12 protein-coding genes and 1 tRNA gene are annotated in these 11708 nt (G+C 55.7%); 11 read left to right on the top strand and 2 right to left on the bottom strand.

Annotated elements, in window-relative coordinates:
• Positions 1-17: 17 nt before the first annotated feature.
• Positions 18-1010, top strand: coding sequence for an NADPH:quinone reductase (locus tag L2D14_10950; GenBank protein WNJ98388.1), 993 nt, complete (start codon positions 18-20; stop codon positions 1008-1010).
• 12 nt (positions 1011-1022) lie between these two features.
• Here the strand turns inward: L2D14_10950 and L2D14_10945 are convergent.
• Positions 1023-1099, bottom strand: a tRNA-Pro gene (locus L2D14_10945).
• A 712-nt stretch (positions 1100-1811) separates the two neighbouring features.
• Between L2D14_10945 and L2D14_10940 the strand changes: the two genes are divergently transcribed.
• A complete protein-coding gene (locus tag L2D14_10940; GenBank protein WNJ98387.1) occupies positions 1812-3503 on the top strand; it encodes a glutamine--tRNA ligase/YqeY domain fusion protein in 1692 nt (563 codons plus the stop codon).
• 46 nt (positions 3504-3549) lie between these two features.
• Positions 3550-5529, top strand: a complete 1980-nt coding sequence (locus tag L2D14_10935; GenBank protein ID WNJ98386.1) for a histidine kinase dimerization/phospho-acceptor domain-containing protein — start codon at positions 3550-3552, stop codon at positions 5527-5529.
• Positions 5530-5536: 7 nt separating this feature from the next.
• Here L2D14_10935 and L2D14_10930 read toward each other — a convergent pair whose 3' ends face one another.
• A complete protein-coding gene (locus L2D14_10930) occupies positions 5537-6010 on the bottom strand; it encodes a DUF192 domain-containing protein (GenBank protein ID WNJ98385.1) in 474 nt (157 codons plus the stop codon).
• Positions 6011-6124: 114 nt separating this feature from the next.
• Here L2D14_10930 and L2D14_10925 point away from each other — a divergent pair, with 114 nt between their 5' ends.
• Genes L2D14_10925 through L2D14_10890 form a run of 8 tightly spaced genes read left to right on the top strand, consistent with a single transcriptional unit; the run spans position 6125 to position 11705 of the window.
• Positions 6125-6622 carry a Na+/H+ antiporter subunit E gene (locus L2D14_10925; GenBank protein WNJ98384.1) on the top strand — a complete coding sequence of 166 codons (498 nt, stop codon included), beginning with the start codon at positions 6125-6127 and terminating at the stop codon, positions 6620-6622.
• Positions 6619-6909 carry a monovalent cation/H+ antiporter complex subunit F gene (locus L2D14_10920; protein ID WNJ98383.1) on the top strand — a complete coding sequence of 97 codons (291 nt, stop codon included), beginning with the start codon at positions 6619-6621 and terminating at the stop codon, positions 6907-6909. Before L2D14_10925 ends, L2D14_10920 begins: the two co-directional genes overlap by 4 nt.
• Positions 6909-7265 carry a monovalent cation/H(+) antiporter subunit G gene (gene mnhG, locus L2D14_10915; GenBank protein WNJ98382.1) on the top strand — a complete coding sequence of 119 codons (357 nt, stop codon included), beginning with the start codon at positions 6909-6911 and terminating at the stop codon, positions 7263-7265. Before L2D14_10920 ends, mnhG begins: the two co-directional genes overlap by 1 nt.
• Complete coding sequence (locus L2D14_10910) at positions 7265-7846, top strand: DUF4040 domain-containing protein (GenBank protein ID WNJ98381.1); 582 nt, start codon at positions 7265-7267, stop codon at positions 7844-7846. Before mnhG ends, L2D14_10910 begins: the two co-directional genes overlap by 1 nt.
• Positions 7843-8313, top strand: coding sequence for a Na(+)/H(+) antiporter subunit B (locus tag L2D14_10905; GenBank protein WNJ98380.1), 471 nt, complete (start codon positions 7843-7845; stop codon positions 8311-8313). Before L2D14_10910 ends, L2D14_10905 begins: the two co-directional genes overlap by 4 nt.
• The gene (locus L2D14_10900) at positions 8306-8671 is read left to right on the top strand and encodes a cation:proton antiporter subunit C (protein ID WNJ98379.1); all 366 of its coding nucleotides are present in this window, start codon (positions 8306-8308) and stop codon (positions 8669-8671) included. The genes L2D14_10905 and L2D14_10900 overlap by 8 nt, the downstream gene beginning before the upstream one ends.
• Positions 8668-10155 carry a monovalent cation/H+ antiporter subunit D family protein gene (locus L2D14_10895; protein ID WNJ98378.1) on the top strand — a complete coding sequence of 496 codons (1488 nt, stop codon included), beginning with the start codon at positions 8668-8670 and terminating at the stop codon, positions 10153-10155. The genes L2D14_10900 and L2D14_10895 overlap by 4 nt, the downstream gene beginning before the upstream one ends.
• Positions 10152-11705: a proton-conducting transporter membrane subunit gene (locus L2D14_10890; protein ID WNJ98377.1), complete on the top strand. Its 1554-nt coding sequence runs from the start codon at positions 10152-10154 to the stop codon at positions 11703-11705. Before L2D14_10895 ends, L2D14_10890 begins: the two co-directional genes overlap by 4 nt.
• Positions 11706-11708: the final 3 nt, after the last annotated feature.

Raw genomic sequence — 11708 nt, 5'->3', positions numbered from 1 at the left:
ATACGGGGGAAGACGGCGTGAAAGCAATTCAGTTCAGCGAAGCAGGCGCGGCAAAAGACGTGCTGCACATGGTGGAAATCGACAAGGTCGAGCCGGGACCGGACGAGGTCCGCGTGAAAACGGCTTTCTCGGCCATCAATCCGACCGACGCGAAACGCCGCGCCAGCGGCCGCGAATTGCCGGCGTTCTCGCCGATCGTCTCAGGCAACGACGGCGCCGGCGTGATCGATGCCGTCGGCTCCAACATCGATCCGAACCGGATAGGTAAAAACGCGTGGATTTTCGGCGCACAGGCCGGGCGCCCCATGGGCACGTCTGCCGAATACTGCACGCTCCCCGCTTATATGGCGCCGGAGCTGCCGGATCAGGCATCGCTTCTGGATGGTGCGTGCATGGGCGTGCCGGCGGTGACGGCGTATTACAGCATCTTTTCAGACGGCCCGATCGAGGGGCAGACGATCCTCGTTTCCGGCGGCGCCGGACGGGTCGGTTCCTACGCCGTGCAGATGGCGAAGCTGGGCGGAGCCTCGGTGATCGCCATGGTCGGCAAGCCGGAAAACGAGATCTATGCCAAGGAACTCGGCGCCGATCACGTGGTCAATTACAAGACCGACGATGTTGCCGCCAAGGTGCTGGAACTGACCGGCGGACGCGGTGTGGATCGGGTTTCCGAGGTTGCCTTCGGCGCCAACGTCAATCTGTTTCCGGAAATCGTCGCCCGCAACGGCGTGATTACGGCCTACAGCTCGGATGCGGTCGAGGCGCCGGTGCTGCCGTTTCTGCCCTTGATGTTCAAGAACATCACCATGCGGCCATTCACCATCTATTCCCTGCCCAAGCAGACACACCTCGAGATATTCGCTGCCATCAACGGCATGCTCGCCAAAGGGCACTTGAAGCACCGCGTCGCCGCGCATCATCCGTTTACACTGGAGGGGGTCGTTTCAGCGCACGAAATGATTGAGGCCGACGCCGCAGCAGGTGTTTGCGTGATCGACGTCGGCGGCTGATTTCCGGAGAAATGGTCGGGGAGACAAGATTCGAACTTGCGACCCTCTGGTCCCAAACCAGATGCGCTACCAGGCTGCGCCACTCCCCGACGCGCGCGAAACCTATGGTTTCGGATGAATTTTAGCAAGTGTCCATTTCGCCCTGAACGCCGGGCCGGCGGAAATATCCCTGCCCGGCTGTGCAAATTGTACGATGCCGCGTCAATTTAAGCTGATTTTATTCACTCTATTTGCGTCCGAAAACGCCTCCCTGGCATCCATCTGATGCATGGCAAGGTCGTATTTCAGGTGTGATGTGGATCACACCGGAGCGCGCAAACCATTGGTGGCTGTAAGCCAATACAGACAAGCGACTCAGCGAATGCCTGCGGTCAACTGAATGGTTGCTTAGCCATGCGTTTAACGCATAACTGATTAGCAAAACAAGCGATGGTGTGGAATCCGGTGCAGGCGTAGAGAGAGTTTCTCAACAACGTTTAACCTCTTTTGGAGTGCCTACCATGGATTATCAAGTCTTCAACACGGTCATGGGTTCCTTCGTCGGTGCAGTCGCTATTCTCGCAGTTGTGGTTCACCTGTTCTGAGGAATTTCTCATGATCATCGCTTTATAAAGCCCCGGTCTTCATAAGGCCGGGGCTTTTTAATGGCTGATTTCAGCCCCTGCCTTTCCCCAGACATCGCTTTTCCTTTCACTTTCCCCGCATTTTTGGCAGACATACACCGCACACACCCGATTGATGCGTAAGCATTCGGGGACCTCTATAGCTTTACAAGACAGACAATGACGGGCCGGTATGTCGATGAACGATAGCGAAACTCAAACCGAAACGGCGCCGGAACCGCGCGATTTCATCCGCGAACGGGTGCGCGCCGATCTTGCCGACGGCACAACGCAAAGCGTGGTCACCCGCTTCCCGCCGGAACCGAACGGTTATCTGCACATCGGTCATGCCAAATCTATTTGCCTGAATTTCGGTGTCGCCGCCGAGTTCAACGGCACGTGCAATTTGCGTTTCGACGACACGAATCCGGCCAAGGAAGAGCAGGAATTCATCGATGCCATCGAAGAGGATGTCCGCTGGCTCGGCTTCAAATGGAACGGAGAGCCCCGTCATGCATCGGATTATTTCGACACGCTGTATGACTGGGCCGTGCATCTGATCGAAAACGCGAAGGCCTATGTCGACGACCTGAACGCCGAAGAAATACGGGAATATCGCGGCACGCTGACGGAGCCGGGTCGCGAAAGCCCCTTTCGGAACCGTAGCGTTGAGGAAAACCTCGATCTTTTCACGCGTATGAAAGCCGGTGAATTCACCGACGGCGCCAAGGTGCTGCGGGCCAGAATCGATATGGCGTCGGGTAATATCAACCTGCGCGATCCGGTGATTTACCGCATTGTGCACAAACCGCATCCGCGCACCGGCGATAAATGGTGCATCTATCCCACGTATGACTTTGCGCATGGTCAGTCCGATGCCATCGAAGGCGTCACGCATTCGCTGTGCACTCTGGAATTCGAGGATCACCGGCCGCTGTACGACTGGCTCATCGATAACCTGCCGGTCCCTGCCCGGCCGCGTCAGTACGAATTTGCCAGATTGAATTTGACATACACCGTTTTGTCGAAGCGCCGCCTGACACAGCTCGTCAGCGAAGGCCATGTTTCAGGCTGGAACGACCCGCGCATGCCGACGATTTCCGGCCTGCGCCGCCGCGGCATTCCGGCTTTCGCGATCAGGGATTTCGTTTCTCGCCTGGGGGTTACCAAATCCGACAGCACCGTGGAACCGGCGGTTCTCGATCATTGTGTCCGTGAGCATCTGAACAAGGTGGCCGAACGCAGGATGGCCGTCCTCAGACCGCTGAAGGTGGTGATCGAGAATTATCCCGAAGGCACAAGCGAGACGCTCGACGCCGTCAACAACCCTGAAGACGAGGCCGCAGGATCGCGGACCGTCAGCTTCGGCCGCGAAATCTATATCGAGCATGACGATTTCATGGAGGATGCACCGAAGAAATTCTTCCGTCTTGCGCCGGGCCGCGAAGTGAGGCTGCGCTGGGCATATTTCATCACCTGCACGGATGTCATCAAGGACGCCAGCGGCGAAGTTGTCGAACTGCGCTGCACCTATGACCCGGAAACAAAGGGTGGCGATGCGCCCGACGGACGAAAGGTGAAAGGAACCCTGCACTGGGTATCCGATATCGATGCCGTCGATGCCGAAGTGCGTCTGTACGATCACTTGTTCACGGACCCCAATCCAGGGCGCCAGGAAGATTTCGTCTCGACGCTCAATCCGGACAGCCTGCAAATCCTTAAAGGCTGCAAACTGGAACCGACTTTGATAGAATTTGCAGCGGGTGAAGCGATGCAGTTCGAACGGCTGGGCTATTTTGCCAAGGACCCGGACAGCACCGACACGGCTCCGGTCTTCAACAGAACCATGACACTTCGAGATACGTGGGCCAAAATACAGTCAAAGGGCTGAGTTCGTTTTATTGCCAATCCCGCTTGGGCTTTCAAAAGGGTCATAAATGCCTGGGGGAAATTCGACAAAGTCCAAAAAATCGCTTCTGGCGGAGGTCGAGTCCCTGCGCGCGGAAAACGCGCGCCTGCGTGCCAAGATCGATGAAGACGAACGCTTCTATGACGTTATCGGCCTTATGTCCTCCGAAATGTTCTGGCGGACGGACGAACTGCACCGCTTTACCTACATGTCTCCGGCAGTTGTTGAATCCGTCGACATCCCGATGTCGGATCAGCTTGGCAAGACCCGGGCAGAGCTTTCGGCCGATGATCTGAATTCACCGGAATGGCGCTGTCATCTTGACGATCTGGAAGCGCACCGGCCGTTCAGGAATTTCCGTTATACGCGACTGCACAGCAGTGGTGAAGTCCGGGAAATTTCCGCAACAGGGCGGCCGGTCTTCGACTCACAAGGCGCATTTCATGGTTACTACGGTGTCGCCGCCGATATCACCAAAAGGGTACAGACAGAGGCCAAGGCTAAGTCTGCAGAAAATGTCCTGATGACCGCGATCAATTCTCTGGATTGTATTTTCACGATCTGGGACAGTGAGGACCAGCTGGTTCTATACAACGATCACTTCCTGCGTCTGAATGCCGCGGTACCTGAACATACAAAACTCGGTGTCAGTTTTGAAGATCACCTGAATGCCCTCGCTGACCATGAATTGATTGGCAGTAAGGAGGACCGCGACATCTGGATTAAAAGCCGCCTGGACCGTCACAGAAATCCGCGCGGTGCCTTCGAGATTTCAAGGCAGAACGGGATGACCATCCTGATCAACGAAGCAAAGCTCGAAGACGGAAGTACGATCACGATGTCGAACGACATCACGCCGCAAAAAATGACCGAAATGGCACTTCGTGACAGTCAACAAAGGCTGCTCGATTTCTCAAGCACGGCGGCGGATTGGTTCTGGGAGATGGATGCCGGTCTCAGATATACATACATATCGGTGGATGATCCGGCGGTGACGGGTTTGTCTGCTGCGGGGCACATTGGCCGCACGCATCGTGAAACCAACCCTTCCCGCTTCGGTGAAAAGAAGCTGCGTTCTTTTGAGGACATTCTGAATAATCGCGAGAGCTTCAGCGATGTCCGATATTCGCGCATGACAGATGCAGGGAACGAGATCCATCTGTCCATCAGCGGCAAGCCGGTGTTTGATGAATTCGGGGCATTCATCGGATACCGTGGTGGTGGGCGGAATATCGCCAGTCTGATCGAAGCCGAAGAAGCGCTGCGCCGGGAAAAGGAACGAGCCGAGCAGGCAAGCCGTGCCAAGTCCGAATTTCTTGCACACATGAGCCACGAACTGAGAACGCCGCTTAATGCCATTCTCGGATTTTCGGATATCATTTCGGAACAGCTTTTCGGCCCTGTCGGCAACGCGTCCTATATCGATTATGCCGGGGATATTCACAATAGTGGCCAACATCTGCTGAGTCTGATTAACGATTTGCTCGATCTCTCCAAGATCGAAGCCGGCAAGTTCAAGCTTGAAGAAAGGGATGTTAATCTGCGTGAGGCCGTCATGCAGTCTGAGCGCCTTTTTTCGCATCGTTTCTCGCAACGGCAGATCCGCTTCAATGTACAGATTAGTGAAGATGCGCAAAAACTGTATGCCGACCCGCGCGCGCTGGCGCAGATTCTGTTCAACCTTTTTTCAAATGCCGAAAAATTCAATGTCGAGGGCGGTGCCATCAATGTCATGATTTTCAGGGTACAGGACGGCGGTGTATGTGTTTCGATCAAGGATACAGGATGCGGTTTCCATATTGATGAGACCGATACTGCATTGGCGCCGTTCGGGCGTATCGAGAATCCTTTGACCAAGGAAACACCAGGGACTGGTCTCGGGCTGCCGATCGTCAGTGCCTTGATGGATCTGCATGAAAGTAAACTGGAAATATCCAGCGAGATCGGCGTCGGCACGGAAATCAAGTTACTGTTTCCATCCGCAAGAGCTATCGATAGCGCAGAGTAATTTTTCCTTATTTGGGAAGTTTGGCGACATCGCCGGCAGAGATGCCGAGTTGGTCCGATATTCCGCCGTTGATTTCGAGCACATAGCGGACTTCACCGTCCGAGCTGAGCACCTCCGTCGAATGCGGGATGGTGTTGCGGGCGATGTTGCTGATCGTACCGTCAGTTCGAATGAAAAGCATATCGAGCGGAATATATGTGTTCTTCATCCACATACGCGCGATGACGGTGCTTCCGAAATCGAAAAGCATGCCGTGATCAGTATCCATGTGCATGCGGTACATCAAGCCGCGCGCGCGATCTTCGGCTGTGCGCATGATTTCAACCTTAAATTCATGCCGGGCGGTCGGCGTTTCTATACTCACGACAGGCGTGCCGGCCTCGGATACGGTCGCGAGAATAGCTGCGAATGCCACCATCAGCATAAGTGGAACTGAAAAATGTCTTTTTGGTCGCCGTATCGTTAAAAATCTGCTGGTCACTGTAAGTCCCACCCCTTAAATTGCTTTTAAAGGAAAGCGCTAAACCCGTATGGGTACAAGGTAATTCGGTTTCAAGCCGAGGGCGTTCAAGGGACGGCACAAAGGGGAGCATGTGTGTTTCAAGCCATTGCACTGGCTGCTGCATTAGCGGGATTTTGGGTTCTTTTATCGGGGTACTGGCTGACTCTGATTATCATCCTAGGTGTCGCTTCAATCGCTTTATGCGTCTTGATCTCACGGCGCTTGGATATCGTTGACCACGAAGGCCACCCGATACATCTGACCCTGCCCGGTCTGACGTATTTTCCATGGCTATTAAAAGAAATCGTTATGTCCAACATAGCGGTTGCCAGGGCAATCCTTTGCGGGGGCATACGCCCACAGGTGCTCAGCGTTCCGGCTAGCCAGTCCGATGAGTTAGGACAAACAATTTATGCGAATTCGATTACGCTGACGCCCGGTACGGTTTCGTTGGCGGCTGAAGACGGTTATATCGTCGTGCATGCAATCATGGACGATACGGCCGACGGTCTCAGAACCGGCGAGATGAACGAAAAAGTGTGCAAGCTCGTCGGCGATCCCGTGCCGCAAATCGGGAGTCCGGGTTCATGATGTTCACCGCCGCTGCTGCCGGTGTTGTCGTGACCATGCTTTTGGTTCTCGTGCGCGCGCTGATCGGCCCAAGCATCTATAATCGGATTTTGGCCGTTAATATCTTCGGGACGCTATCCGTCATGTTGATCGCCATCTACGGATTCGTCGATGGGCGGCCGGAATTTCTTGACCTCGCCATGGTCTACGCACTGATCAACTTCATCGGCACCATTGCCGTCACCAAATACGTTACATATTCCGACATGGGGCATGGTGACGACGGCGACCCGGCGGGGGACATTTGATGGACCAGATCCTCGATGTCGTGAGCTGGACTTTCATTGTCGGCGGGATCGTGTTCTGCCTGATCGGCGGTTACGGAATCCTCAAACTGAAAGATGTTTATGCGCGGCTGCATGCAGCATCGCTGATCGATACACTGGGTATCGGTCTTGTGTTCGTCGGTTTGATGTTTCAGGCCGGCTTCACGCTGGTAAGCGCTAAACTGGTGCTGATCCTGATTTTCGTCTTCTTCACTAGCCCGACCGCAACATATGCGTTGGCGCGTGCCGCCATCAATCACGATGTGCTGCCGGAAGTCGACACGGATGAAGAACGCGAACTTGCCCGCAAGACCAAGACCGTTGTCGGGGGCGATTGATGAATATAGAAGTCATCACTTCTGACCTGCTGAACGTGGCAACACTGGTAATCATGGCGATCACGGGCATTGCCATTGCGCGTATCCGCAATCTGTTCGCGGTCGTCATGCTGAGCGGTATCTACTCGCTGATGGGCGCCACGCTTTACGTCATCCTGGACGCTGTCGATGTCGCTTTCACCGAAGCCGCCGTCGGTGCGGGTGCTTCCACGGTGCTGATGATCGGGACGCTGGCTTTGACGTCTGATCGTGAAAACGTGACGCCGAGCACGCGGACGATCAAGGGACTGTTCGTGTGTGTGCTGATGTTTGCGGCCCTGGTTTACGGCAGTATCGACATGCCGCTCTACGGCGACCCAAGCGCGCCTATTCATAATCATGTGGCGCCACGATATCTGAATGATTCTGCGGAAGAAATCGGCCTGCCCAATGTTGTGACGTCGGTTTTGGCCAGCTACCGCGGTTACGACACAATGGGAGAGACTTTCGTCATCTTTACCGCCGCCGTCGGTGTTCTGACCCTGATCGGACGTAACAGACGCCGCAAAAAGGGCAGCGGCGATGGAGGGCCGAAGTCATGATGCATCGCAAAAGCGTCCTTCGTGTTGTCTCGAAGCTGCTGATCCCGTTCATTCTCCTGTTTGCACTCTATGTGCAATGGCATGGCGATTTCGGGCCGGGTGGCGGCTTTCAGGCCGGGGTCATCTTCGCTTCCGGTTATATACTTTATGGTCTGATTTTCGGTCTCGGTACGTTACGCAAGGCCCTGCCCTCATGGCTGACAAGGCTGTTGCTCTCGCTCGGTGTACTGCTGTATTCGGGCGTCGGCGTTGTCTGCATGCTCCTGGGTAGCAAATTCCTCGATTACAATATTCTTTCGCACGAACCGACCCATGGTCAGCACATTGGAATTCTTCTCGTCGAGGCTGGCGTCGGCATGACGGTCTTTGCCGGTATCGTGACCATTTTCTGCGCCTTTGCCGGACGTGCGGCAACGGATGTAAATCCGGTGCCGAAGGATGCCACAGGAGGCGCCGGTGATGATTGAATATGAATTCCCGGGGCTGCTGAATTACTGGATCGTCTTCCTGTTGATGATGATCGGCCTGTATATCGTCATCTCCCACGAAAACCTGATCAAGAAAATCGTCGGGTTGAACGTTTTTCAGGTTTCTGTTTTCGTCTTCTATATCTCGATGGCCAAGATCAAGGGCGGCACCGCGCCGATTTTGGCTGACGGGATCGAGGTCTATTCCAACCCCCTGCCCCATGTCCTGATCCTGACGGCCATTGTCGTAGGCGTTGCGACGACGGCGCTCGGGCTGGCGCTCGTCGTACGAATTCAGGAAAGCTTCGGCACCATCGAAGACGATGAAGTCCGCGAGCAAGAGGAGCGCCAGGAGTGACGTTTCTCGCCGAGCATATTTCCGTCCTGGTTGTGATCGTTCCGCTGATGGCGGCGCCGTTCTGCGTTATTGTCAGGAACGGCACGTTTGCATGGGGGTGGGCCACGCTCATCGCCATCGTCAATTTCTTCCTTTCGGTGGTGTTGATCCAGCAGGTGATGGCGAATGGCACTATTGTCTACAATCTGGGTGATTGGGATGGTCCCTGGGGGATTGTCTATCACGTCGATGAATTGGGGGCGCTTGTCGTCGTCATTGTTTCGGCCATTGCCGCTGTCGTCATGCCCTATGCCAAACAAAGCATCGAACGTGAGATTCCCAGCGAACGGCACTATCTCGCATATTGCATGATGCTGCTCTGCACAGCGGGGCTGATCGGCATGGCCGTCACCGGCGATGCGTTCAACCTGTTTGTATTCTTGGAAGTGTCGTCACTTGCGACGTATGTGCTGATCAGCTTGGGTGACGACCGCCGGGCACTGACGGCGTCCCTCAGATATCTGATTTTGGGCACCCTCGGTGCGACGTTTTATGTAATCGGTCTCGGCATGGTCTATATGATGACCGGTTCCCTGAACATGACGGATCTGGCATCCCTGCTGCCTGCCGTGCAGAACACCGCAACCATTCATGCTGCACTGGCCTTCATTGTTGTCGGTTTCGGCCTCAAACTTGCTCTGTTCCCGCTGCATGTTTGGCTGCCCAATGCCTATACCTTTGCGCCCTCGGCGGTGACGGCTTTCCTTGCCGCGACCGCGACCAAGGTCGCCGTATATGCACTGATCCGGCTGATATTCACGGTTTTCGGCGATGTCGATCCGCTGGAAACATACGGTGTGCGGACCGCGGTCATGGTGCTAGCCATCGTTGGTATGTTCGCAGGCTCCCTGGTTGCGATATACCAGTCTAATGTCAAACGCCTGCTTGCCTATTCCAGCGTCGCGCAGGTCGGCTACATGATTCTCGGCATGTCGATCGGCAATGCCCCGGCACTGGCCGGCGGCATCATCCACATGTTCAACCACGCTCTGATGAAGGGTGGTCTGTTCATGGCTTTGGGGTGCGTTTATTACGTCATCGGCTCGGTCAAACTCGAAGACATGGCCGGGCTTGCCAAACGCATGCCGTTGACGGCGGCTGCCATCGTTGCTGGCGGGTTCTCGCTGATCGGCGTGCCGCTGACCGTCGGTTTCATTTCCAAGTTCTATCTGGTCGAGGGTGCGCTTGCCGCCGGGTTGTGGCCGGTGGCCCTGCTGATCATGCTGTCGAGCCTGCTGGCCGTGATTTACGTCTGGCGTGTCGTTGAAATCATGTATTTCCGCAACCCGGCGATCGGCAATGAGGACCGGACAGAAGCGCCACTTACTCTGCTGGTGCCGACGTATGTGTTGTTGGGTGCCGCCTTCTGGTTCGGCATCGATGCGACCTATACCGGTGAAGTCGCCATGAGCGCGGCACAGACTCTGCTCGGAGGATCGAAATGAGCCCCGAGACTCTCGTCCTTCTATCCCTCCTGATCCCGTTCGTGGGGGCATTCCTGCTTTTGCTTTCCGGACCGGCCTCGGAAAACATCCGTGACGGGCTGACCGTAATCACGGCGGTGGTTTTGTTCGGGATCGTCTGGCAACTGATCCAGATTGTCGATTCCGGCGTGCGGCCGACCCTTACCCTGATAGAAATGCTGCCGGGGCTTTCGATCACGTTCACGTTGGAACCGCTTGGCATGATCTTCGCCGGGATTGCCAGCTTCCTGTGGATTTTGACGTCGTTCTATGCCTTCGGCTACATGCGCGGCCACCACGAGAGCAATCAGACTCGTTTCTTCTTCTGCTTTGCCATCGCCATCATGTCAGCACTGGGTATCGCCTATGCGGGTAATATGCTGACGCTGTTCGTGTTCTATGAAATCCTGACAATTTCGACGTTTCCGCTGGTCGCCCACTCAGGCACTGACGAAGCCCGGCGCGCCGGGCGGGTTTATCTGGGCATCCTGATCGGTACTTCGATCACCTTCCTGCTAACGGCGACGATCTGGACCTATGTCGAGGTCGGTACGCTCGACTTCAAACAGGGCGGCATTCTCGCCGGCAATGCACCTGAAGGCGTCATCGTGGTGCTGTTCGGGCTGTATATCTACGGTATCGGCAAGGCGGCGCTGATGCCGTTCCACCGCTGGCTGCCGGCGGCCATGGTGGCGCCGACACCTGTGTCTGCGTTGCTGCACGCCGTCGCCGTCGTCAAGGCGGGCGTGTTTTCCGTAATCAAGGTGAGTGTCTTTATCTTCGGTCTGGATACGCTCAGGGATACAGGCGCATCGACCTGGCTGGCGTATGTTGCCGGGATGACCATCCTGCTGGCGTCGCTTGTCGCCATGCGCAAGGACAACCTCAAGGCGCGGCTCGCCTATTCGACCATCAGTCAGCTCAGCTATATCGTACTGGGCGCCATGCTGGCGTCGAACATCGGTGCCATGGGTTCGACGCTGCATATCGTGATGCACGCATTCGGCAAGATTACGTTGTTCTTCTGTGCCGGTGTCATCATCGTTTTTGCGCACAAGACCGAGATTTCCGACATGCACGGGCTTGGCCGCAAGATGCCGGTCACTTTCTTCTGTTTCTTTATCGCCTCGCTGTCGATCATCGGTTTGCCGCCGCTCGGCGGCGTCTGGTCGAAGTGGTATCTGGCGCTGGCGGCCGCCGAGACCGATCAGGTGATTTTCATCGCCGTACTGATGATCTCATCGCTGCTCAACATCGCATATCTGATGCCGGTGGTGCTGTACGGCTTCTTCGGCAAGGAAAAACCGCCCGCGCCCGCCACCGAGCACGATCATGATCACGGGCATGACGCCCATCATCATGCGCCTTCGACGCACCCGCTGTTGCGTCCGCTGACGTTCGGCAGACAAGGCGTTCAGGATGCGCCGATCCTGTGTCTGGCACCGATTGTACTGACGACCATTGGCTGTTTTGCCCTGTTCTTTTATGTGGACCGCATCCGCGCGTTCCTGGCACCGGTTTTCGGAGGCTGATCG

Source organism: Thalassospiraceae bacterium LMO-JJ14 (assembly GCA_021555105.2).
Taxonomy (GTDB): domain Bacteria; phylum Pseudomonadota; class Alphaproteobacteria; order Rhodospirillales; family Casp-alpha2; genus UBA4479.
The sequence above is the reverse complement of the archived record's forward strand: the minus strand, read 5'-3'. Positions and strand labels throughout refer to the sequence as shown.

Bases quoted from the DNA above. Each gene is read 5' to 3' on its own strand.
- L2D14_10940 (WNJ98387.1), top strand. From the start codon at position 1,812: ATGAACGATAGCGAAACTCAAACCGAAACGGCGCCGGAACCGCGCGAT.
- L2D14_10935 (WNJ98386.1), top strand. From the start codon at position 3,550: ATGCCTGGGGGAAATTCGACAAAGTCCAAAAAATCGCTTCTGGCGGAG.
- L2D14_10920 (WNJ98383.1), top strand. From the start codon at position 6,619: ATGATGTTCACCGCCGCTGCTGCCGGTGTTGTCGTGACCATGCTTTTG.
- mnhG (WNJ98382.1), top strand. From the start codon at position 6,909: ATGGACCAGATCCTCGATGTCGTGAGCTGGACTTTCATTGTCGGCGGG.
- L2D14_10910 (WNJ98381.1), top strand. From the start codon at position 7,265: ATGAATATAGAAGTCATCACTTCTGACCTGCTGAACGTGGCAACACTG.
- L2D14_10905 (WNJ98380.1), top strand. From the start codon at position 7,843: ATGATGCATCGCAAAAGCGTCCTTCGTGTTGTCTCGAAGCTGCTGATC.
- L2D14_10900 (WNJ98379.1), top strand. From the start codon at position 8,306: ATGATTGAATATGAATTCCCGGGGCTGCTGAATTACTGGATCGTCTTC.
- L2D14_10890 (WNJ98377.1), top strand. From the start codon at position 10,152: ATGAGCCCCGAGACTCTCGTCCTTCTATCCCTCCTGATCCCGTTCGTG.